The sequence below is a fragment of the Lactiplantibacillus fabifermentans DSM 21115 genome (assembly GCF_000498955.2).
Classification (GTDB): Bacteria; Bacillota; Bacilli; order Lactobacillales; family Lactobacillaceae; genus Lactiplantibacillus; species Lactiplantibacillus fabifermentans.
In genome coordinates, this window is sequence record NZ_AYGX02000146.1 from 1 (window position 1) to 23302 (window position 23302).

The window sequence follows — 23302 nt, forward strand, 5'->3', positions numbered from 1 at the left end:
GGTTATGCTGAACAATTTGTCCAAAAATTCGGATTAAATTTGCAATCTACCTTATCGATATATTTTTGAATAGTTGAACTAGCGACATTTCCAGCAGTAGATACGAAGTAACTACGCGTCCATAAGGCTGCCATAGCTTGTAACTGAGGGAACTCTTCACGAATTACTTTAGATTGAGTATCCTTTGATTGCGTGCATGTATTGTGGAATACCTTGTGTTGGTGGCATATTAACAAACAAATGCACATGATCCACGTTGGCTGTGAAATTAAGGATTTCAACACCCAGTGCAGAACTCTTTTCACAAATAAGTTGTTCAACACGTTCGCTAACACCGGGTATGGCAAATATCTTCCTACGGTAATGTGGTGTGAAAACAAAGTGATAGTTCAGCAAACTTACTGTGGTACGTGTATGTCGGTAGACATTTTTATATTTAGGATTAATGTAGTCGTCTGTCTTATTGGTTTTCATAATATGTATTGTATCGTTTTCATGAACCGAATGACGCATCGAAGAAAACGCTATCAAGCCTACTCCATAGTGCTAATATTTTGCCTGTATAAGTAGGCTTTACGGTCTGAAATTGTAAAAACCGTTTTAATGCTGGTTGAATTAACTCAGCCTTTAAGTTCATGGGCTAGTTCCTCGTCCGGTGATAATTCGGGATCAACCACCGCAAAAACTAAGATGCCAATTCCGATTAATAACATGACGACAAAGACACTAAAGATGACCGGAATCGGTAATTTAAATTGTAATAACATTCCGACCATGTACGGACCAATCGTGGCCCCAATTCGCCCGATTGATTGGGCCGTGCCCATGCCAGTCCCCCGAATGGCTTGCGGAAATAAACTCGGTGTCAAAGCAATTAAGGTGCCCCAAGCACCTAAATCAAAGAATGACAACCAGGCGCCACTCATTAACACGGCGCCATTGCTACTAGCAAAACTAAACGCTAACGCACTCAAAATGGTCCCCGTTAAATAAATCATCAAGACCACTTTACGACTCATCTTGCCCATCAAGTATGCGGCTAAATAATAACCCGGTAATTGCGCCAAACTCATCAACAACGTGTAATTAAAACTGTGGACGATTGGGAACCCACGTAAGACGAGTAAACTTGGTAACCATAAGAACATCCCATAATACGTCAACATCACGATAAACCATAAAGCGGCCATCGTAATGGTCATTCGCCGATATTCTGGTTGCCACACCACGCGCCAAGATGGCTTTTTCGTCGTCCGAACCGGCGTATCTGGTAAATGCCGCCGTAGTAATAACGTATATAAAATCGTTACGGCCGTAATTAACACCGTTAAGCGCCAGCCGATTACTGGCATGACCCAGAAAGCTAATAATGAAGCGACAATCCAACCAATCGCCCAAAAGCTGTCCGCTAAGACTAGCATGCGTGAACGTTCCGTTCCTTGGTAACTATCTGCCACTAAAGTCGCGGCGACTGGTAGTTCCCCACCAAGTCCAATCCCAGTTAAGAACCGCACCGCGATAAATAATCCCACATTCGGCGTAATGGTTAATAATAAATTACCAATTGAGAATAACGCTAACGTATAAATCAGCACTTTTTTACGACCAATGCGATCGGCCAATACGCCGCAAATAATGGCCCCCACGACCATCCCAAGTGACGTCGCGGCACTGACCATCCCTAATTGGGCGGGTGCTAACTGCCACTCCTTTTTGATGAGCGGCATAATGAATGACAACATGGCAACGTCCATGGCATCAAACAGCCAGGCCGTCCCAATGACCGTCAATAGCCGGTACTTTTTGAATAATTGCATGAAACCAATCCCCCCTTATTGTTAATAAAAGTATGATATACCTTTATTAACCATCAATCTACGCTTTCAAAACTAGTTTGTCAACGCTAAATTTCATACTATAAATCGCAGAAATAAGCGGATTATTATTAATTTTATTGACAAGCTCGGATGAGCTATCTATACTAGTAATCGAACAATACTATACGACGTATAATATCGCAGGGGGAATAGTGATGGCCATTCAAATTAGCTCGGAACTGCTAGATGGTTGTGTCCTAGCGTTGTTGCAAACCGAAGACTTTTACGGTTATGCCTTAACGCAACGCTTGCAAGCTTCCATCGCCGTTTCCGAATCAACGTTATATCCAGTATTACGCCGGCTCAAGAAAAATGGTTGGGTCACGACTTACGACCAAGCCTATCAAGGTCGGAACCGCCGTTATTACCAAATTACGGCGGCGGGCGCCACGCAACTGGCGGCTATCTCGCAAGACTGGACCACTTATAGTCAAGCCATTAATTCATTACTTAAGGGGGGCGCACCATCATGACGGACTATTTACATAAATTCGCGGCACTACTCGTGCAATTAAACGATACCGAACGCGACGAAGTCCTCGAATTTTATCGTGAATATATCCTCGATGCGCAATTAGACACGTACGAAGATTGTGTTGCCGAACTCGGCACACCGAAACAGTTGGCACGCAAGGTGCTAGCGGATTATTCCATCCGTTTCAACGAAAATTTACAGGACAGCGATTCTTCCAAGCCACAAAAATCTAAGGCCGGGGTACGGGCCATCTGGCTAGTCGTGCTCGCCTTGCTGTCAACGCCGATTACCATTCCGGCCTTAATTGTGATCATGGCTATTTTATTTGCCGTGGCCGCAGTCGTCTTTGCCCTCGGGGTCGCCCTCGTCTGTGGGTTATTTGGCCTAACTATTTTAGGCTTCGGGATGTTAACTGCCGGGATTGGCGTCTTTGGACAATCCATATGGGTTGCTTGTTTCTATATCGGGACTGGCTTAGCAATTATCGGTGGCGAACTTTTAATCTTACCACTAGTGGTCTGGTTCATCAGTCTAATTATTCAAGGCGTTTCAAAGGTTGTGCAACGGCTTTATCACCGGTTTGTTAAACGCAATCGCGCCGAGCGAGGAGGTCGTCATCATGAAAAAAACCATTAAAGTTGGGATTATTTTATTAATCCTCGGCTTAATCTTGGCGATCTTTGGGATTGCCAACAATGGGATTCAATCAATTTATTGGCAAAGCGGCTTTCATGTCGCCAAGGTGCGTACTAAAACGTACCAACCTGCCAAAATTAAAAGTATCACGTTAAATACCGATGCCGACGTGACCATCAAACAAGGTGATACTACCAAAGTGACCGTTTCATCGGCACGGCAATTGCCAAGCATGACTTATGACAATGGTAATGTCACCATCAAATCAACCCAGTTCACGCATGAAACGGTCGGATTTATTATTACGCCTGAAGTTTCAACGCATCGGGTAACCATTACAATTCCTAAAAACACGATCGTCAACACGATTAAAGCGACGAAACAAACTGGCAATGTCGCCATTAGTAACGTCGCGGTAAAAGACTTGCAGCTAACGACCCAATCTGATTTAGATTTGGCCCAAGTCACGGTTAAAAATAGCGCCAACTTACAAGCGAATGACGTCACGGTGAATAAACTTACCGCTCCGAGCTTGCAAGCCGATATTGACGGCGCAGTGCGCATCAGTGATAGTACCTTCACCCATGCCACTTCTAACATCACAAGTACCGCAGATGTTACGATCAAAGACACGCAATTAAAGAGTGCCGCCATCACGGCAACCGCTGGTACGATCACGCTACGTCACAACCAACTGACAAGTAACTTAGCCGCCAAAGTAACAGATGGTGATATTAACGTTCAAACCAACCGGGCCAATGGCGTCACGGCCAAAACGTCCACTGGCGACTTAGCCATCTTCGGTTGGCACAGTGATAGTCACCGGAGTTATCAATACAAAACTAACGCCAAAGCACAGTACCAGCTCACATCTACTAGCGGTGAAATCAACGTTACCGCATCTTAATGACCATTACTTTATCACTCAACTAAATACTAACGCCACGCCAACCATCTTCAGCAAATTGTTGGCGTGGCGTTTTTGATTATTCATTAAGTGACCAGCTTGGATATCCGAACCACATATTGGCTTTCCTCATCAATCCGACCAACCCAAAACCGCCACCCGGACAGTTTGCACGGATAGCGGTTTAACAAACTATTTTAATGATGTCGTAAAAAATTTACTAATAAAACAAACAAGTATATCCCGGCACCGATTATCGCTAAAAAACCGATTAATAAAACGGCAAAGCGCCAATCACCTAAATACATCGGATCACCCCACTCGAAATTGTAGCCAAACACCGAGCAACGATATACCGAAGATACCGACTAAAGCGATGGCGTGCCACCACTTATGCCGCATAAAAATCGCAATGTATTCACGGATGATGGCATCTGGCAAGAAGAAGCGGGCCGTGTGGGCGCCAATCCCATCGGCGCGTAGCCCGGCTTGGCGGGCATACATGCCTGCCCGGAATGTATGATAATTGTTAGTCACAAAAATCACATTCGGATCCTTGATTTCGCCACCGTCGATCAGACGCCGGCTAAATAACATATTCTCATAAGTCGTTTTAGATTTCGTTTCGGCCCACCCAGCTTCGGCGGGTAAGCCATGGGCGATGGCATAATCTAACATCGCCTGACCTTCTGGCACAGTTTCATCCGGACCTTGACCACCGGAAAAAATCATGATAGCGGGATGCTGCTTTTTGCGTTGTTGTTTTTGGTAGAACTTCACCCCGCGCATAATACGTTGCGCTAATAACGGTGACACTCGGTCGCCATTTAACAATCCAGCACCGAGCACAATAATGTAATCCTGATTGTGTCGCGGCCAGTTGAATTGGTAAATTACGAGCATGGTCAAATAATTATAAAACCAAAATAACACGTATAAAATAACCAAGTTAGGAAAAATCGACATAAAATATTGGGCCGCTTGCGGCAAGTGATTGCTTAACGACGCCGCCAAAAATGGCAGAATCAGAATCGCTAGCCCTAAAATCAAGGTCAGCATATTCGCTAAAGTATGACTTTCGCGCCGCCACATAATCCAGCCGTTCCAAATCAATAGGAAGGCTTGCAACACGAACAAGACCCCAATAATCCCTAAAATGATTAAAAATAACGTGCCGCAAACGACAATTAGTGGGAAATTATAAGTCCCCAGAATAGTCATTGCGAGTAACGCTAAAAATGAATAGAAAAATAGCGAAAACCAAATTCCGTTACTCAACCGCGCCTTCACGCGTTGATAGCGAAAAATAAATATCAACCCAAAAACAAATGGAATAATCCACGCATAGTAAGCAGCGGCTGGAATCGGTAACCCAACTGCTGATTCACTCAACTAACAACACCCCCTTTCCTCAAAAACACATTAATCATAGCATATAAATTGAGTTTATTAACAGCTAGGCCTACTGAAAATTTTCAATTATTTCAATTGCTTTTGGGCATTATAGAAATTCTTATAAGCTAAGTAACAGGCAATGATGGCGCCCAGACTAGTCGCTGAAAGTAACATGAACGTCACCATGATTTGGTACTTAATGGCGCGCACCGGATCGACCCCCGCAAAAATCAACCCAGACATCATCCCGGGCAAGCTCACTAAGCCGACCGTTTTGGCGGAATCAATCGTCGGCGCCATCCCGGTCCGAATCGCTTCTTTGACAATCGCAATCGACGCATCCATCACACTGGCCCCTAAAGCTAACCGTTCTAGTACCCCTTGGCGTTGGTCGTGAAACTGACTATTCAAACTACGGTAAGCTAAGCCAATGGCGACCATGGAATTCGACGCAATCATCCCAGAAATCGGAATCATTTGCGACGGAATAAACTTGATGGCTCCGGCAAAAACCAACACACTGAGCGTGACGCCCGTACTAATAAAGATTGCGAGAAACGAAATCGGTAACGCGTGCGCAATGCCCGGTCCGCGTTTTTGGGCATTCCAAGCCGCATTAAAGACAATAAATAACATCATGGCTAACGTTAACCATAAATTATTGACGCGGAAAATATACTTCAATAAATAACCGACGACAAATAACTGAATAATCGCCCGAACCACGCCGACAATAATATCTTTATCCAAACCGAGTTTTTGCCATAAACTAATGCCTAACGCGACTAACACTAACATCGCCGCTAAAAACAAGGATGTATTATTCACCACCAAGTTCATTTCAACACCTCCAATTGCCCGGCCGTGACTTGTAATAACTGGTCGGCGGCCGCAATCTCCGTCGTATCATGCGTAATCATCACCGTCGTCACGTGGCGATCGACGTTTAGGTGCCGCAACCACTCATGAACGATTTGTTTGTTGGCTTCATCTAACCCCGCCGTCACTTCATCCAGCAATAACATTTTCGGTAAAAATAAAATATTACGAATCAGCGCGACCCGTTGCCGCTCACCACCGGACAAGGCTTCGATTTTTTGCGTCAACGTTTCTGCCGATAAACCCACATACTCTAAGGCTTCTACCACGTGATCAGTATCCATCGTTTGCTTTCGAATCTGGTATGGAAATGCTAAGTTGTCCGCGACGGTCGCCCCAAATAAAGTCGGCTGTTGAAAACAATACGACACTTGGCGCCGATACATAATCGGGTCATAACTTTCTAACGGTTGGTCATCAAAAATTAGATCACCGCTCGTTTTCGAAATCATCGCGGCCATAATTCGTAACAGCGTACTTTTTCCACTGCCGGAGGGCCCCGTTAGCGTGTAGTGGCTTCCCGCTGGAATCGTTAAATTAATATCAGTCAAAATCTTTTTATCGTCAACTTGATAATTGACATGCTGCAATTGCATTAAAGTTGTCATCAGCACTCACTTCCCCGTTTTTGTATGCGCTTTAATTTTACCACAATCCACCACTACATTAGAATCATTATTACTTGAGTGGTAAGTTTTAGTTGCGTGAAGCAGCATGCTATAATGATTTGAAAGCAACTTACAGAAAACGAGGTAGTTAAAGCTATGCCACAACCGAATCATTATCAAAATTCACACCGCCCGACGTCCCGGCGACCCCGGCCAGCCGCCAAGGCCCCGGTCCAAACCGATGTTAAAGTGGGCCAACGGTTTCCACTGACCATCAAACGGCTCGGTATCAACGGTGAAGGGATTGGCTATTACAAGCACGTCATCACCTTTGTCAAAGGCGCCCTGCCTGGAGAGATCATTGTCGCCGAAGTGACCGCTGTCCACCCCCGCTACTTAGAAGCGAGTCTCCGGAAATTACGGAAAATCAGTCCCGACCGTGTCGACCCACGTGATGAATACGCGGGCGAAGTCGGCGGTTTTGAACTGGAACATCTCGAATATCCGGCCCAATTAACGTTTAAACAAGACTTGATTCGTCAAGCCTTAGAAAAATATAAGCCCGCTGGTTATCGCCATTACGATGTACGCCCAACGATTGGGATGGACGACCCTTACGAATATCGGAATAAGGCGTCCTTCCAAGTTCGAATGATTGATGGCCATGTCGCCGCCGGGTTATATAAGGAAAATAGTCATGACTTAGTTGATTTACCAACATGTTCGGTTCAAATGCCGGCAACGATGACCGTCATGCGCCAAGTGGTCGCTTGGTTAGAAGAACTCCAAGTACCAATCTACGACGAAGAACACAACAGCGGCATCGTTAAGACCATCGTGGTACGGACCGCGGCCGCTACGGGTGAAGTGCAATTAGTCTTAGTGACGAATACGCCAAAATTACCAAAGAAGCACCAGTTATTAATGAAGATTGCCGAAAAATTGCCGATGGTCGTTTCCGTCATGCAAAATGTCAATATTGGCAAAACGTCCTTAATTTGGGGTGACCAAACGACATTGCTTGCTGGTAAACCCACGATTACCGAAGAACTCGACGGCTTAGCCTTTGATTTATCGGCCCGGGCCTTCTTTCAATTAAATCCGGAACAAACTAAAAAACTTTACCAACTGGCCCGGACGGCTTTAGATTTAGCGCCGCACGAAACGTTAGTCGACGCCTATTCGGGGGTCGGGACAATTGGCTTGTCATTAGCCGACGTTGCCAGCGAAGTTCGCGGGATGGATACGATTCCCGCCGCCATTGCGGATGCCAATGCGAATGCGAAACGCAATCACATTACGAATGCCCAATATTCGGTTGGCGAAGCCGAAGTCTTATTACCACAATGGTTGGCGAGCGGTTTTGCGCCGGACGCCATCGTGGTCGATCCACCCCGTACTGGTTTAGATGATGTCTTAATCGACGCCATCTTACAAAGTGCGCCGGAAAAATTAGTTTATATCTCATGTAATCCATCAACGTTAGCCCAGGACTTACGGGCATTAACGGCGGGGTATCAAGTGGATTACATTCAATCAATCGACATGTTTCCACAAACTGCGCGTTGCGAAGCGGTCGTGCGCTTCACTAAACGCCATTAAAAGGGAGTTTTTGTGATGGCAGATACTGATAGTCAAATTGCCTTAACGATGACCTTTACGCTCCGGCCACCGTTTAAGACGCATTTCTTATTATTAAAAGATTATATTGCGGACGTGCGGATTCCCGCGCGTGACGGCATGTTGACCACTTTGATTGCGAAAAACATTCCCATGTCGCCAGCATTAGACCAACTCATGACCATTTTCGATGACGTGCAAAATCCAGTGTACTGGCAATTACATGATCAAGCAGTCCAAGAATTTTTCGACCGTTTCCCAGAAAAGCGGCCAATCTTGCCGCTCGACTTACTACAAGTCGTCTTAAGCACCCTAGTCGATCAAGGCATGAGTGACGCCGACTTGACCGCCGTCATGAACGGCGTCTTCAACCGCCTCCAGACCAACGATTTCGGCGGCCAAGCCGCGCAACAAATCTTAACCGAATTTACTAAGATTAACTATTAGTTACGAATTCAAAGATTGCCGGTATTGCCGCTTCCGGCTGGTCATAATTCCATCCGCCGTGAGGGCCAGGCCAAGCCTGAGGAGCGGTCTTAGCCTTCGCTTTCAAGCCTAAAGTACAAGTCTTGAAAGACGCCCGTGGTGTAAGCGCGAAAAGTTCGTCGCGCTAACGCCACCACCACGGCGGATTCCATCATGACCAACCTCCAGCTATCTTATCATTTGAGAACATTAAAAAAGCCGTCGACATTTACTGTCAACGGCTTTTTTTAGGACGCAATATCAAATTATAGCTACCGTTTTAATACCACATTCCCGGAAGTCAGTCGGCGAGGGTGAACGTGCTGCAGTTGTTCTTAGACGAGTGCTTTTCTCGGCTTAGAACAAGGACGCTTTTTGAGATTAGCGAATTGTGCTGAGCTCAAAAACGAGCCACGAGACCGCTTTTTGGCTCGCGGCGGTCCCAGCACGAGAACCCTCGCCGACTGACTGGAGGGCCACACTTCAAAGCCGTTTATTAGTTGTCAGCTTTAACATTACCGCTGGAGGCACCCGCGTCTTGCTTTTCGAGTGGGAGCCAATCTAAGGCCCGCTTGATGTGTAAGTCCCAGAAATCCCATTCGTGGGCGCCGGGGTCGACCTCGAAGACGTGGTCGATTTGGTTAGCTGTTAAGAAAGCGTCGAAGTCTTGATTGGCTGATAATAAATCATCATCCTGCCCAACGGCGATATAGAAGTTTGGCAACGGGATTTGCCGCGCCAGTAATTGTTTAATCAAGGCTTCCGGATCGTATTTGCTGGCGTCCAAATGGTCTAATTCTGGACCAAAGACACTCGTCCAATAAGCCCGTGTTTCCGCAAACCACTTGGGATTTTTAGGAAAGTCGGTCAATCCAGACGTAATTTTTAACGCCGCCGATAAGGCCACAATTGCGCTGAACGTGTCGTGGAACTTCAACCCATTATATAAGGCCCCGTAGCCACCCATGGATAACCCACCGATATACGTATCGGCGCGGTCATGGGACAATGGGAAAGTTTTACGGGTGAACTCAACTAGTTCTTGGCCGATGAATTGGCTGTATAAATCGCCACTCCATTCATGGTCAATATAAAAGGCATTTTCACCCGCTGGCATCACCACTGCTAAGTTGCGGTCTTCTGCCCACCGTTGAATTCGCGTGCCGGCGACCCAGTCGGTTTCATTACCGAGCATCCCATTTAATAAATATAATGTTTTATACGGTTTATCGACGGGGCGGTCGCTTTTACCATCAAAATAAACTTTATCCGTTGGTAAAACGACCACTAGTGGCACCGTCCGATGCAATGCCGCTGACATGAAACTTACTCTAATTAACGCCATAAAATAAAGACCTCACAATTTATAAATTTAACTATGATTTAATTTTAAGAGCGCTTTCATTGGTTTGTCAATTGGCCTAATCAAAATAAACTTGTAAGACTTTTGCAATCCCGTCGTGGTTGTTATCCAAGGTGACAATATCCGCGGCATCCTTGACTGCTTGGGGCGCATTACCCATGGCGACCCCAATCCCAACCGTCTGCAACATGGCGACATCATTGAAGTTGTCGCCAAAAGCCATCGTTTGCGGCGTTGCGACCTGCTCGTCCACTAACAACTTTTTTAAGGCCGCCGCTTTCGAGACCCCGGTGGCCACGATTTCTAAGTAAGTCGGCTTAGAACGATAGACGTCTAAATCGGCAAATTCAGGCGATTTCAAAAGCGGTTCAATCGCCGCAATGGTCGATGCTGGCGCCATAATCATCAGTTTGTGAATGGGCGTTTGTGGCGTTGCTAACCAAGTGGCCAACGGGGTTATCGTCGGTTGATAACCAATCCCGTCAGCCTCCTGTTCTTCCCATGCAGCAACTTGTTCAACGTACCAGTCATTATTCGTGTAAATATTCAGAGAAGCTTCTGGCCAACGTTGCGCAACCACTTTTTGAACCGCCTGTGCAGCCGCTAAGGGAATTGGCTGCTGTTCCATCACTGTCAAGTGGTCGGCGGCGTCAGTGGCCGCAGTCAAGGCACCGTTATAGGCAATCATCGTTGAATGCACGCCCAGCTGCTGGGCTAACCCGAACATGCCCTTAGGTGACCGCGCTGACGCTAGCACAATTTGGGCGCCTTGGGCTGCGGCCTTTTTTAATCCGGTAATCGTACTTGGTAATAAATCGGCCTCATCATTCAGCAAGGTACCATCAATGTCGCTTAAAATCATTTTAATGCTGGTCATAATCATCCTCCGTTAAGTGTCTGAATTCAGTTGTTTTTGGAAACCATCGTTGTTCGGTGTGAGTTAGTGGTTCATCGGTGATAACTAATTGGATTTGGGTTAGCTGACCACCACAATAACGGGCGGCTTGTCCAAATTTGCGATGTTCACAAACTAGAATTCCCTGCGTCGTTTGACTCAAGGCTTGGCGTTTGACGGCCGCATCGTCACGGTCACTATAAAATAACCCGTTGGCCGTAACCGTCGCCGCGCCCACAATGACTTGGTCAAACGCGACCGTTTGCACCGCTTCCAGTGTCGTCGGGCCGCCAAAGAACCGATTTTTCTGGTTCAACGTCCCACCTAATAATTCCACGGTTACCGCCGGATTGGTGGCTAAGCTAATCGCATTATCGAGTGAATGCGTATAAATCGTACACTTTTGCGTGATGAGCTGCGTGAGCTTGAGTAGCGTGGTCGCAACGTCTAAAAAAACGTACTGGCCGGGTTGAATCGTTGGTAAGACCAACTTAGCCAATGCCGTTTTCAACTGGCTAAATTGGCGTAACCGATCTTGATAGCTTGGAATATCTACCGCAAAATTCAACACTTGGACGCCACCGTGAATGCGTTGCGCCAAACCTTGCTCCGTCACGGCCACAATATCGCGCCGGGCCGTATCACGCGAAACCGTTAAGGCTGTCATCACATCGGCCACACTCATCTGCTGTTGTTGTGCTAATTGTTTCAATAATTGTTGTTGCCGTTCGCGTGGTTGCATCGCGTGACCTCCTTTTGAAATCACTTTCATTTTACAATAGATTAAGTATTAATCAAGTGTTTATAAGTGTTTAAAGCTATATTTTAAGTAAAAAGCGAGCTAGCAACTTTAATTGCTAACTCGCTCATTTAACACTTATCGTTATTTCTTTGGTTTTAAAATAAATTTCGGTCGCTCATCAACTAGCATCGCATACAGTTCTTGCGTCGGGTCGGGATCAAATGTCCCGAGATCCACAATAATCTGACCATCGTCCGCCACTTCAAAGCCTTGATACCGATCAAATAAGACATGATACATCGTTTGGGCCGGTCGCATGCGCTCATCCACTTGCGCCGCCGCGGCTTTCAACGTATAACCGGTTTGCAACAAATTGCTCATGGCGGCGGCTTTAATCACCATTTTTAAGGTGTAAATCCGCGCTCGCCCCGGTTCGTCCTCATTTTTCGGAATAATGTACCCCTTTTTTTGCCAGTATCGTAACTGACGTGGCGAGACACCAGTCATCCGACTGAGTTCACTGATGCCAATCGTCAATTGCCCCCGATGAAAAATTTCCCGTAAATCTGACGACATCCCTGGATTCATGCTGGCGCCTCCTTTCCATAAATATTAACTAAAATAAATTATAGCATGGAATTGTGACGCCACCAGGTTGTCGTCATGAAAAAACTGCGGATTCTAATACTTGGTTTGTAAAAAGCTTGGCAATGACTGCGCCGGCTTCCCCATAATAATTTCATAATCTAAACTAACTTCGTCGAGTAAGCCTTTCGCCCCCGCAGCATACATTGACGCTAACATGGGACCTTCGTTATTTTCATTATAGAGGTCACTAAATTCTTGCAAACTAACTGGTTGGTACCCGATTTTGGCGCCGGTAACTTTGCTGATAACTTCAGCCAGTGCCGGCATCGTGTAGGCTTCACTTTGCGTCAACGTATAAATACGGCCATCTTCTAGTAAGGACGAGTCTGTGGCCACGTGGGCAAACGCATTCGCGGAATCATGTAAACTAATAAAGCTCAACGCTTGGTCACCAACTGGATAAATCACATTTTGACGCTTAATCAGTTCCGGCAAATATGGTACCAGCGGATCGGCATACAAGGCATTGCGCATCACCGTATAATGCAATGATGACGCCGCCAACCGCCGTGGCACGTAACCATAAAATGCCGATAACGCAAATGGATTATCTTCTTGGTCCGCGATAAAGCCCATGACTAACATGTGCTGCACGCTATTAGCTTCCGCCGCTTTAACAACATTTTCAAATTCTGTCACCCGACTAAAACTATCGTGACTCTTACTAGGCACATAAATCAGCACATCACTATTGGCAATCACCGGTGCCAAGGTCGCGGGATTATCATAGTCGATTTCTTTGACCGTCATCCCTTGTGTCTGGAAGTTGAGCGCTTTGCTCAATGTATGTACCCCTAAGGTAATTTCTTTCATGGGAACTAACTTCGTCATCGCGGTGACGATTTCTTTACCTAAATGCCCCGTTGCCCCAGTAATCGTATATTTCATAATTAACATCCACCCCTTCGTGTAACTTTATTAGTTACATTTAATCAAATATTTCAGTTTGAGTCAATTGATATGGTCGTTAGCTTGTAACTTAAATAAAAACAGCAATTAAATTATATGCCAATTATCTAGTTAATAATCGTCCCCAATAAGTTAACCACCATCATTGATAGCGCTTTATACAATTATAATTCTAAAACATCATGAAACTCTAGCTGTTACAGACTAACCGGTGACCCACTTACATAATGACTACTGTTCAACTATCTTTTTTTGTGTCTGCCTAAAATTAACTCCCAGCCGCATAACGTGTTAACTGAATAGGTCTCAGCCATGCTTAAGTAAAACTAGCAAAACATTCACTATTGCAGGCTTACGGTTAAAACTTATCAAATCACCCAATAATAGCCAAAATGAGGTTAGACCATCCCGGAACCCTTGCTAACTGGCTGGAGGACCACCGTTGCCATGCCACCAAAAAAAGAGCTTCGCAAGCGAAACTCTTTTGATACGCTGCCTAAGCAGCTTGTTCACCTAAATGTTTCTTTTCAGGTGCGACTTTAACGTTTTTAACATCGGCATCCGAGAAGCCAAACATGTAAGTTAACGTGAAGGAAACAATGATATCCGCAATCGAAGCAATCCAGAAGCCCCAGAAGCTGAAGTCCATCCCTTTAGGGTTAACGAAGGACGTAAACCCGATCAAGGAACCGGCAAAGCCCCACATGTTAACATGCATCAAGCCGGTTAAGAAGCCCCCAACGGCCCCACCAATGCTGGCAGTGACGAAGGCCCGGCCGTATTTCAAGTTAATCCCATACATTGCGGGTTCAGTAACCCCACAAAAGGCTGAGATAGTTGCTGGCCATGCTAATTCTTTGATGTTGGCAAATTTTGACTTCATCGCAATGGCTAAGACCGCGCCACCTTGGGCGACCATCGTTGCCGAAACGATGGCGTTCAAGTAACTGTGACCAGTCGTGGCAATATCGTTGGCGACAATTGGAATAATCGCCCAGTGTAACCCGAAGATAACGAGCACTTGATAAAAGCCACCAATGACCAACCCAGAAATTGCGGGACTGAGTTCGTAAATTTTGACAATCCCAGTAGCCAAGGCCCCAGATAAGGCGGTAATGATTGGACCAAGGAATAAAATGATGGCCCCAGAAATAATGATAACTTCCAGTAATGGCACGAAGATCATGCGTAAGACGGTTGGAATAACGCGTTTGAGCCACGGTTCCAACTTGCTAGCTAACCACGCCCCGGCAATCATTGGGAAGATGGAGTACGTATATGAGGCCACGTGCACTGGTAAGCCGAAGAAATCAGCATTGATGCCCATGCCTAACAAATGACTCGTAACTTTACCCGTTGACGCAATCGCCACAATCGTTGGGTACGTTAAGACCCCACCAATAATCCCCATGATAATGGGGTCGGCGCCCAGTTTTTTACCGGCTGTGAACCCAACGAAAATTGGCAAGAAGTAGAAGACGGAATCGCCCATCGCATTAATAATCACATACGTGGTGGTCGTTGCGGAAACAATCTTAAACGAAGTCAGTAACGCCAAGACCCCTTTTAAGATCCCAGAAGCGGCTAACAAACCGATAACCGGAATCATGGAGCCGGTGATGACCCCAATCAAGGCACTAAAGCCATGTTTGGTTTTTTCCCACGGCGTCATTTTTTGCCAAGCCGCCTTATTCGCTTCTTTTTCAACGGCTAACGCAGACGCATCGTCATCGCCAAAGCCAGGTCCTAATTGTTGGACGACCGCATCGTAAACGTCATTGACGGCCGGTCCGATAACGACTTGATATTGGCCCCCCGCCTTGGCAACATCAATAACCCCTTGTAAGTTACTGATAACATCGTCGTTGGCGATACTTTCATCCTTCAAATAAAAACGAACCCGCGTGATACAGTGAATCACACTGTTCACATTGCTAGCACCACCAATATTTTCAATAATTTGACGGGCTAATTCATCATACTTGCCACCTTTGCCACTAGCTGGCGCAGTGGTGGTCGGTGCACTGACCGCTTTTAAGTCCACCCGTGCGGCCACGGCGCCTGCTTTAACGAGTCCTAATTGTGGCGTCAAGGTATCAACCATATCGCTACTATTGGTGACCGCTAAAATGACCGTAGTCTTTTTGCCAGCTGTTTGAATGGCTGCTAAATCCATAGAACCTAACAGGTCGCCCGCTTGAACGACATCCCCAACCTTGATTTTGATATCAAATGGCGGGTTGTCCTTTAATTCCACCGTATCAATCCCTAAATGCAACAAGACTTCCAAGCCATCATCGCTCGTAATCCCGATTGCGTGTAAGGTTGGTGCGACCATCGTAATCTTCCCACTGATAGGTGCTACAATCTGCCCATTGTCAGGTTCGGTCCCGAACCCTTGGCCCATCATACCTTGTGAAAAGACTGGATCTTTAACTTCGCTGAGTGCCATAACTCTCCCAGCGACTGGTGCTAATAACTGCACTTGTTTCATCGTGATTGCCCCCTTTATTTAATCACGTCATCATGCAATTGCGTGTCTGGTTATAAAACGTCACCCGGCCACGACCGGAAACGACATCTTACCCCCATAAGAAATCGTCAAAACGGTAGGCTAAGTTCTCCTACCACCTAGTTGGCAACGACTTGCCAACCACTTAACTAACAACTAGTCGATTAGGCGGCGCTACTAATCCAAGCCGCACGTCAGTCACAAATATAAAGATTGCGAACACTAAAAATCACTAACGTCTCGTTGTCATAGCAACCAATCGACTGGACCAAAACTGCTTATTTAAAAATAAAGCGGTTTCATTCAACGCCATAATCATAACCGTCGTAATATAAGGCGGTCAAATAAATCCAAGCGATTTGTTCGTTCATTTATCACTTTGATTAAAATATTAATTAGTTAAGTTAATTTGCGTTTATAACTGTAGGGTGTAATCGGCTAAAAAAGACTGGCGGAACGCCGTATCATCCTTAACCTGTTTACCAAATTCGACAATCAAAGCATGCCATTCCCGGGCGCTGGCAAAATCGTAGTCCCAAGCTCGTTCAATCACGGTTTGTGCTTTTAAATAGCCACTAGGTAACGGCTGCCCTAGCCACGTAAATAACCGCCGTAAATACGTATCCACAATAATCGTAGGTTTATCAAACACATACATCGTAAAATAATCGGCCGTTTCATCGCCAATCCCTTTGAGCGCCTTGAGCTCGGACCGAATCCGGGTTGCCGGTAAGGCTTTGATTGTCGCTAAGTCGCACTGATATTGCTGCGCCCACGTTGCTAACCCTTTGAGTGTTGGCACTTTGCGCGTATAGAACCCAGCTGGTTTAACGAGTGCGGTCAGCTCATCATCACTGAGCGCCAACAAGCGCGCGGGTTCAAATGCCGTCGCTTGTTTTAAGTTGGCCAACGCATAATCGACATTGCGCCAGTTCGTATTTTGTACGAGTACCCCGCCCCACAAAATCTCCCATGGCGTTTCAGCTGGGGGAATACCCGGTTCCAACCAGTGCTGGGGGCCCATCGTGGTTAGCATCAAGTCATATAAATCCGCAATCGTCATTTTGTCGCACCTCATCTTGAAAAATAAACGAGCCCTGGAAGTTATCCAGAGCCCGCTACACTGCTAAATATTAGTCATCGTTGACACTTGAACGCTTGACCGTCAAAACGATATCAGCCTTTTTATTTTCAGGCTTGACCTTTTCTTCGAAATCAAGATCAGCATCTTTAAATAAGTTTTGGATTTCAGTATTCACTAACGGTAAGTCGCGCGAATCGCCGGCTTGCTGGCGAATATAAACCACATATTCAGTTGGTAGTTCTTCCAACTCATATTCGACATCTTCATCATTTAAAATGACATAAATCAACTTACGTTCTTTGTTCATCTGAAATTACCCCTCAACTATAATTTTTTAAAACTTTAGTTTTCAGCAGTCATTACTAACTGTTTGGCAAACTTCAAGTAGTCGTGCACACAATGATCTAGCCAATCAATCGTTGGTTGGTCCGTAATTTGGCCATCCGCCGTCATCTTCTTTTGGACTAAGCCCATTAAGAATTCGTCACCCGGCATCACCCGCGCTACCACGCCTGGTGAATCCAAAATTTGACGTAAGTGACCTTGCGCCCGCACGGTTCCCAATGGTCCCATCGTCGCACCCAGAATCATGACGGGTTTTCCCTTAAGTGGGCGTTCAACCCGTGATAACCAATCAATCGCATTTTCCAGTACGCCCGAAATGCTGTGGTTGTATTCGGGGGTCACAAAGATCACCCCATCTGCAGCCAAAACCGCATCCTTAAAGGCTTGCACGTTGGCTGGCGCCTGTTCTTCGATATCTTGGTCATAAAACGGTAACTCACCTAAAGCAGGAATCATCACATCGAGGTCTTCAGCATACCGCTTTTGCACAAATTCGGCTAACATTCGGTTGTAAGAAGCCTGACGAACACTCCCAACGAGGGCAACTATTTTCATTATATGTAAACTCCTTTTATGTTTGCATTTATCTTTAGTATACCAGTTTTTTATATTTTTAGCGGAAACGGTTTCAGATTGTTTACTGGCCTGACCGAATCCCCCCACTCCCTATCTTTATTGCCGAAACGTGCCAAGGCCAACTGCTCGCTCCGCCACTACGCCTAATTAAACGATATCTTAAAGTATGCGATGTTATCACTCGTCCTATCTTTATGGCCGAAACGCGCAAAAACCAGCAGATTGCTGTGCTTGCTACGCCTAGTCGGACGACATCGCAAAGTACGCGACGCCATCCGCTCGTCCTATCTTTATGGCCGAAACGCGCAAAAACCAGCAGATTGTTGTGCTTGCTACGCCTAGTCGGACGACATCGCAAAGTACGCGACGCCATCCGCTCGTCCTATCTTTATGGCCGAAACGCGCAAAAACCAGCAGATTGTTGTGCTTGCTACGCCTAGTCGGACGACATCGCAAAGTACGCGACGCCATCCGACTAGGCTAGGCAATGCTCACAATCTACCCGCTGGTTTTTGCGCTCTTTTTTCTTAACTTTTTCCAAAACCTCCCCATCCCACTAATCCCCGCCACGCCAGTCTGTTATACTAACTCATAGAGAATTTGATCGGGGGTTTTAACTGTGTATTATCGTGGTGAAGTGCTAGATTTTGTGAATATGCTACTCACGGCTGATGCCGCGCCATTGATGCGTTCACGGCTCGTTTTTTCTAGTAAAATCGACATTGAACGCCTCAAAGCAGCGGTCTTGGCTTCAGCGCAAGTTGTCCCCGAAATTTTCGGTCGCTATCAAGCTGATCACAACCGCTTTGAAGTGCTTGCGCAACAACCGGACGACATTGTCATTGAAGCTCAAAGTCCGTATAGTCCCGAAAACTTTGATTTTGATTTTAAAACTGGTCCGCAACTGCGCTTGTTTGTTATTCATCATGACCAATATGATGTCTTACAAGCCTTTATGAGCCACTTACTGGCGGACAGTGTCGGCTTTAAAGAGTATTTGTACTTACTCGCCAAAGCTTATAATTATGATGACTTATCAACTGTAACTAATGAACGCCGGTTACGGCCGGTCATTACCCAATTACAGCGCCAATTTTCACGGCCTCATCCGCATGCCGATTTGCCAATGAATACGGTCAAATTACCGCATTATCAAGGTATTAACTTGCGGCATATCGGCCATATTATGTTGACCAGCAAACAATTCATGCGCGTGCGCCAAGTGGCCAAGGCCCAAGATGTTGGGATTAGTGAGGCCATTTTAGCCGCCTATGCCAAGGCCTTACAAGTGTTGACCGGACATACCACAATTACGTTACCGTGCCCCATCGACTTTCGGCATTTTACCCCCGCCGACGAAACTAAGACCCGCGTTACTAACTTGACCGGAACGGTTTATTTAAATATAAAAATTGATGTCGACGCCCCCTTTGCCGCTTTAGTCCAACACGTCCATGACTTGTTGTCCGCTGAACGCGACCGCGCCGCCTTCTTATATCGACTTACCAACTTACAAAAGATGAATCACACCATGCCCATCGGTTTGATGCGCAAAATGACTCGCCGCTGGGTCGCCCAACAACCGCTGAGTTACACTAATTTTGGTGTAATCGACCAACAACGCCTGCAATTTCATGGCTTGACGGTGGTCAACTGTGTATTCTCGGGTGCTTTCCGCGAAAATCCGCTGATGGAAATTGCCGCCAGTACGTTTGCTGGCACGTGTACCTTGAGCTTTAACAGTATCGGCTCAGAACGCGACTATCAATTGGGCATGAAGATTCTTGAAAACATCCAAGCCCAACTGCTAGTGTGGTCACAAACATCCATTGTCACCGCACCCGCCCAACCGGTGCAAGTGGCGAACCAAGCGCACTAACTAAACTAAAAATAAGCGTCATTTCCAAGTCAGGATTAACCTTGATTTGGAAATGACGCTTATTTATTTAACTAGTGAATACTTTTTACTGGTTCAAAATAGCCAACCGAACTAGCATAAATCCAGTTGGCGCCGTTAATGGCTTTGAAGTTTTCGCTCTTACCAGTCACAATAATTCCCGCAAATTTCGCTTGTGACAGTTTAGTATGGTGATTAACATAATTAGTACCGTGTTTTATCACGGAATAGTTGCCAACTGACCAATCAATCCCCGATTTATGGACCTTCACCATCGCCTTCCGGAAGTCTTGATAAGCACCATTCGTTAGCTTGCCGTTACTGTTGCTGGCCTGTACCCCGGCTAAATTATTATCCAGCCCGCTCGTGGCAACATCACCACTTACGCCAATCCAGTACCATTCACTGTGCAAGTTCGCTGGTAATTTGGCTTGAATTTGGGCATAAGTCATCGGCCTTTTGAACGTGATACCGACTTCCGCAATCATATTCTTACTCTGGGCAACTTTCCCTAATTCATGCGGTGCTTTAACTACTTCTTGTGATTGGTCGGCTTTCAAATTATATAACATTGGGATTTTTTGTTGGGTAATTCGGTCATAAACACCGGTTTTAGATACGTCAGTAGTATTATATGACTCAAAACCACTGTTTCCCAACACCCCTGAAAAATGCATTTTAACCGGTGACCACGCAACCCGATAGCCTTCAATTTCTTTATACCGGTGACTCGTAATATTACCACCCATAAACGTGCCATCCGTCAAATACGCATCGCTCGACTTAATATTTGGTGATAGGACTGTTTCTAAGTCCATCGTTAAATTCATCGTCGACAGCGACGCCTTACTTGCCAGGCGTTGTGAAAAAACATAACCGCCCACGATGACCCCGATACTCACCGCAATCGCGATAAAAATCGTCACTAACCAGCGCCGAAATTTGACGCGCCGTGCGAGTTTTTTAAAATCAACTTCATCATTCATATTGGTTACCCCTCATCATCTTTTCCAATTTTCGTTGCACCCGTTGTAACCGCATCTTAGCCGCTGCCGGTCGAATTTTCAGCGCTTGAGCGACTTGTTTAATCGACCAAGACTCTTCGTAGCGCCAAATCAACAACTGACGTTCAGCAGCCGATAACCGTTTTAACGCGTGCTCCAGTTCGTCATCTAAGTCTGGTGGCATACTGGCCATTTCCGCGCGCGGGACGAGATAAGTCGTCACAATTTTTTGATACCGCTGTTGGCGTCGATACTGATCTAGATACGTCGACCACGCGACCCGATATAAATACGGCCGTAATTTATCCGGTGGCAAAACGAGTTGCATCTCTAATACTTTGACAAACACATCTTGAACAATGTCAGCCGCCACGTCTGACGGCGCACCCCGACTAATTAAATAGCGCTGCAGCTCAGTCGCTAATTGCGCCAAGATGGTTTCATACCCCTTTAATTGCATGCCTACCTCCTCCCACTTAGATAACGAACGAATTCCCCAAAGGTAACGCCTTAATTTATTTTAACGAAAAATCGGGCCGCCGTCTGTCCGGTTGGCTGCACAACAAAAAAGATTCCCGCATAACCATCTCGGCTTATTCGGGAACCTTGCTTTTATTCTTATTCGTAAACGACTAATTACGTTACAGCTGCGTCGGAAACTTCAAAATAACCGCCGGATGCTTTAATTCATCACACGCTGGTTGGTCGAGTAACTCCTCTTCTTCTTCACCGGCATAGCCTTGCGCCAGTAGCGTGCCATTGACGCCTTGTTGCCACTGGAGCGCGACGGCTTGGACGACACTCATTAACCCGCCGGCGGCTAAATCAACGCCAAATTGGCTGAAATTAGGGTGTAACGTCGTGGCCGGGGGCGTTTGTTGTGACCCCCGCGCTATTTCTAAATCGCTAATCGTCACTTGGATCTCAGTAATCGGTTGAAAAGCCGACCCGAGCAGATTCGTTAACAAGCCATCGTATAAGCGTAAAACGCCGCCTTCCGTGGGGTGCCAAATGGGCAATTGACCGGCTAACCAGTTGAGCCCAAACGTTAGGGCCACTTGGTCACGACTAATATCGACTTCAATCGGGACTACCGCTAGATTGGCGGCCGCTTGTTTAATGGCCGCCGCATGTTGTTCGCCATGATTAACGGCACAAAAGACCGTGAAGCGTGGAAAAGCACTAATCATGGGCTGTGCCGGCGTTGACAACCGTTGCAACGTGGTGCTGGCCGCCATTACCGCATTCAAACCAAGTTGGTACCACCGTTCATATTGAACCCGTTCAGTTGGTAAAGCAGGAACCATAGATTGTTTCATCTTCGCGACCTCCCATCGTTGCCTGACTGGTGACTTAATTATCGTTAGTGTACTCATCTATTTTGGCAGCGTAAAGACCTTTTGGGCAAAACATTACTTAATTTTGTCAAAAGATTCCTTTAGTAACGTTTCTAAATTGGAATCCTTCTAAAAAATGTGGTTTAATAAGAATGAATATTAGGTAAAAAGGAGGAACCGCGTCGTGGCAGAAGATATGTTAACGCAATCCATTCAACAATTAAAGAATCACAAAATCCGGGTAACCCCGCAGCGTCAGATCATTCTGACTTACCTCGTCACCCATCATAATCATCCTTCCGTTGAAACGATTTATCAGGATTTGGAAACACAACTGCCGAATTTGAGTTTGGCGACGGTTTACAACACCCTAAAATTGTTCGTCGATCTCGGAATCGTGATTGAATTACAAAACGGTGATGCCGGGACCCATTATGATTTCTTTGGGCGCCCCCATTACCATGTCGTTTGTGAAAACTGCGGTAAAATCACCGACGTGTTCGAACCAGATTTGAGCAGCGTCGAAGTCAAAGCCGCTGAAATTTCGGGTTATTTAGTGACTGGCCACAATATGGAAGTTTACGGGTTATGCCCGGATTGCCAAAAGGCTTTAGGCGTCACCCAGCCTTCGGATTTGAAACGGTTGAACTTGAATTTGTCACATTCTGAATAGCGAGGGATTCTCGGCGAACAGCGACCGAGCATCGCCTAGTTATCAAGATTGCGCGATGGTTTTTCCGCGTGATGTTGATAACGTAGCTAAGCGGAGGGCGTTGCCGAGAATACCACGTTTCAAACAACATCATTAATACTTAAACAGTACGGTTAAGGAGTCACCACAATTCTGCTAGTGGTGACTCCTTTTATTGTGTCGTAATTTAGTTGGAGGTCAGCAGCAATGGAAGTCGCCGTGCAAGTGGTGTTAATGGCGGTGGTTTTTCCGACATTTACAGCACCGACATCTTTGAAGGTTCTTGCTTAATATCGGTTATTACGGCTAGTTTTTGATTAGACTAACCACCGTTGAAAATATTCGATCACAATTTCATTATACTGACATTATTTTGAAACCGAGCTGAGATTAGCAGTTGGCTGACCGTAATGGAATCGTCCTGAAAGTGGCGTTAA

The 23302-nt window shown here is 46.0% G+C and carries 23 protein-coding genes and 1 pseudogene; 7 read left to right on the forward strand and 17 right to left on the reverse strand.

The features are described 5' to 3' along the window. Positions 1–2: 2 nt before the first annotated feature. Together tnpA and DY78_RS12325 are read right to left on the reverse strand one after the other, a co-directional pair. Positions 3–474 (reverse strand): annotated as a pseudogene (gene tnpA, locus DY78_RS15835) (IS200/IS605 family transposase). A 146-nt stretch (positions 475–620) separates the two neighbouring features. After that, a complete protein-coding gene (locus DY78_RS12325; protein ID WP_024624530.1) occupies positions 621–1817 on the reverse strand; it encodes an MFS transporter in 1197 nt (398 codons plus the stop codon). Positions 1818–2032: 215 nt separating this feature from the next. Here DY78_RS12325 and DY78_RS12330 point away from each other — a divergent pair, with 215 nt between their 5' ends. The 3 genes from DY78_RS12330 to DY78_RS12340 are packed head-to-tail and all read left to right on the forward strand — an operon-like array spanning position 2033 to position 3895. Beyond that, positions 2033–2350: a PadR family transcriptional regulator gene (locus DY78_RS12330; protein WP_024624531.1), complete on the forward strand. Its 318-nt coding sequence runs from the start codon at positions 2033–2035 to the stop codon at positions 2348–2350. Beyond that, entirely contained in the window at positions 2347–2988 is a 642-nt protein-coding gene (locus tag DY78_RS12335; protein ID WP_024624532.1) for a DUF1700 domain-containing protein, read from the forward strand. The genes DY78_RS12330 and DY78_RS12335 overlap by 4 nt, the downstream gene beginning before the upstream one ends. Next, a complete protein-coding gene (locus tag DY78_RS12340; RefSeq protein WP_024624533.1) occupies positions 2972–3895 on the forward strand; it encodes a DUF4097 family beta strand repeat-containing protein in 924 nt (307 codons plus the stop codon). The genes DY78_RS12335 and DY78_RS12340 overlap by 17 nt, the downstream gene beginning before the upstream one ends. Before the next feature lie 312 nt (positions 3896–4207). Here the strand turns inward: DY78_RS12340 and DY78_RS12345 are convergent, their stop codons facing one another. The 3 genes from DY78_RS12345 to DY78_RS12355 all read right to left on the reverse strand — a co-directional run bounded on the left by DY78_RS12345 (position 4208) and on the right by DY78_RS12355 (position 6777). Continuing rightward, on the reverse strand, positions 4208–5287 hold the full coding sequence (locus tag DY78_RS12345; protein ID WP_033612335.1) for a YdcF family protein: 1080 nt from the start codon (positions 5285–5287) through the stop codon (positions 4208–4210). An 87-nt stretch (positions 5288–5374) separates the two neighbouring features. Then, a complete protein-coding gene (locus DY78_RS12350; protein ID WP_024624535.1) occupies positions 5375–6130 on the reverse strand; it encodes an ABC transporter permease in 756 nt (251 codons plus the stop codon). After that, on the reverse strand, positions 6127–6777 hold the full coding sequence (locus tag DY78_RS12355) for an ABC transporter ATP-binding protein (protein ID WP_024624536.1): 651 nt from the start codon (positions 6775–6777) through the stop codon (positions 6127–6129). Before DY78_RS12355 ends, DY78_RS12350 begins: the two co-directional genes overlap by 4 nt. A 156-nt stretch (positions 6778–6933) precedes the next feature. Between DY78_RS12355 and rlmD the strand changes: the two genes are divergently transcribed. Further along, on the forward strand, positions 6934–8379 hold the full coding sequence (rlmD, locus tag DY78_RS12360) for a 23S rRNA (uracil(1939)-C(5))-methyltransferase RlmD (protein WP_024624537.1): 1446 nt from the start codon (positions 6934–6936) through the stop codon (positions 8377–8379). Positions 8380–8394: 15 nt separating this feature from the next. Continuing rightward, positions 8395–8844 (forward strand): hypothetical protein, encoded by a 450-nt coding sequence (locus DY78_RS12365; protein WP_024624538.1) that lies wholly within the window; start codon positions 8395–8397, stop codon positions 8842–8844. Between the two features lie 514 nt (positions 8845–9358). Here DY78_RS12365 and DY78_RS12370 read toward each other — a convergent pair. The 9 genes from DY78_RS12370 to DY78_RS12410 all read right to left on the reverse strand — a co-directional run bounded on the left by DY78_RS12370 (position 9359) and on the right by DY78_RS12410 (position 17915). Further along, positions 9359–10183 carry an alpha/beta hydrolase gene (locus DY78_RS12370; RefSeq protein ID WP_235810674.1) on the reverse strand — a complete coding sequence of 275 codons (825 nt, stop codon included), beginning with the start codon at positions 10181–10183 and terminating at the stop codon, positions 9359–9361. 100 nt (positions 10184–10283) lie between these two features. Beyond that, positions 10284–11102, reverse strand: coding sequence for a Cof-type HAD-IIB family hydrolase (locus tag DY78_RS12375; RefSeq protein ID WP_029778930.1), 819 nt, complete (start codon positions 11100–11102; stop codon positions 10284–10286). Continuing rightward, positions 11089–11862: a DeoR/GlpR family DNA-binding transcription regulator gene (locus DY78_RS12380; protein ID WP_024624541.1), complete on the reverse strand. Its 774-nt coding sequence runs from the start codon at positions 11860–11862 to the stop codon at positions 11089–11091. The genes DY78_RS12375 and DY78_RS12380 overlap by 14 nt, the downstream gene beginning before the upstream one ends. A 141-nt stretch (positions 11863–12003) precedes the next feature. Further along, a complete protein-coding gene (locus DY78_RS12385; RefSeq protein ID WP_024624542.1) occupies positions 12004–12450 on the reverse strand; it encodes a MerR family transcriptional regulator in 447 nt (148 codons plus the stop codon). 93 nt (positions 12451–12543) lie between these two features. Then, a complete protein-coding gene (locus tag DY78_RS12390) occupies positions 12544–13398 on the reverse strand; it encodes an SDR family oxidoreductase (protein WP_024624543.1) in 855 nt (284 codons plus the stop codon). Between the two features lie 517 nt (positions 13399–13915). Beyond that, on the reverse strand, positions 13916–15913 hold the full coding sequence (locus tag DY78_RS12395; RefSeq protein WP_033614487.1) for a PTS sugar transporter subunit IIABC: 1998 nt from the start codon (positions 15911–15913) through the stop codon (positions 13916–13918). Positions 15914–16346: 433 nt separating this feature from the next. Next, positions 16347–16994 carry an endonuclease III domain-containing protein gene (locus DY78_RS12400; protein ID WP_029778933.1) on the reverse strand — a complete coding sequence of 216 codons (648 nt, stop codon included), beginning with the start codon at positions 16992–16994 and terminating at the stop codon, positions 16347–16349. 70 nt (positions 16995–17064) lie between these two features. Continuing rightward, entirely contained in the window at positions 17065–17322 is a 258-nt protein-coding gene (locus tag DY78_RS12405; protein WP_024624545.1) for a hypothetical protein, read from the reverse strand. A gap of 35 nt (positions 17323–17357) precedes the next feature. Then, positions 17358–17915 (reverse strand): NADPH-dependent FMN reductase, encoded by a 558-nt coding sequence (locus DY78_RS12410; RefSeq protein ID WP_024624546.1) that lies wholly within the window; start codon positions 17913–17915, stop codon positions 17358–17360. A gap of 640 nt (positions 17916–18555) precedes the next feature. Here DY78_RS12410 and DY78_RS12415 point away from each other — a divergent pair. After that, positions 18556–19815, forward strand: coding sequence for a hypothetical protein (locus DY78_RS12415; protein ID WP_024624547.1), 1260 nt, complete (start codon positions 18556–18558; stop codon positions 19813–19815). A gap of 71 nt (positions 19816–19886) precedes the next feature. Here the strand turns inward: DY78_RS12415 and DY78_RS12420 are convergent, their stop codons facing one another. From DY78_RS12420 to DY78_RS12430, 3 genes are all read right to left on the reverse strand, one after another. Then, entirely contained in the window at positions 19887–20819 is a 933-nt protein-coding gene (locus tag DY78_RS12420; RefSeq protein ID WP_024624548.1) for an anti sigma factor C-terminal domain-containing protein, read from the reverse strand. Continuing rightward, a complete protein-coding gene (locus DY78_RS12425) occupies positions 20812–21297 on the reverse strand; it encodes an RNA polymerase sigma factor (RefSeq protein ID WP_024624549.1) in 486 nt (161 codons plus the stop codon). The genes DY78_RS12420 and DY78_RS12425 overlap by 8 nt, the downstream gene beginning before the upstream one ends. A 181-nt stretch (positions 21298–21478) precedes the next feature. Next, positions 21479–22156, reverse strand: coding sequence for a hypothetical protein (locus DY78_RS12430; RefSeq protein ID WP_051385209.1), 678 nt, complete (start codon positions 22154–22156; stop codon positions 21479–21481). Positions 22157–22358: 202 nt separating this feature from the next. Here DY78_RS12430 and DY78_RS12435 point away from each other — a divergent pair, with 202 nt between their 5' ends. Continuing rightward, positions 22359–22847, forward strand: a complete 489-nt coding sequence (locus tag DY78_RS12435) for a Fur family transcriptional regulator (protein WP_024624551.1) — start codon at positions 22359–22361, stop codon at positions 22845–22847. Positions 22848–23302 lie beyond the last annotated feature (455 nt).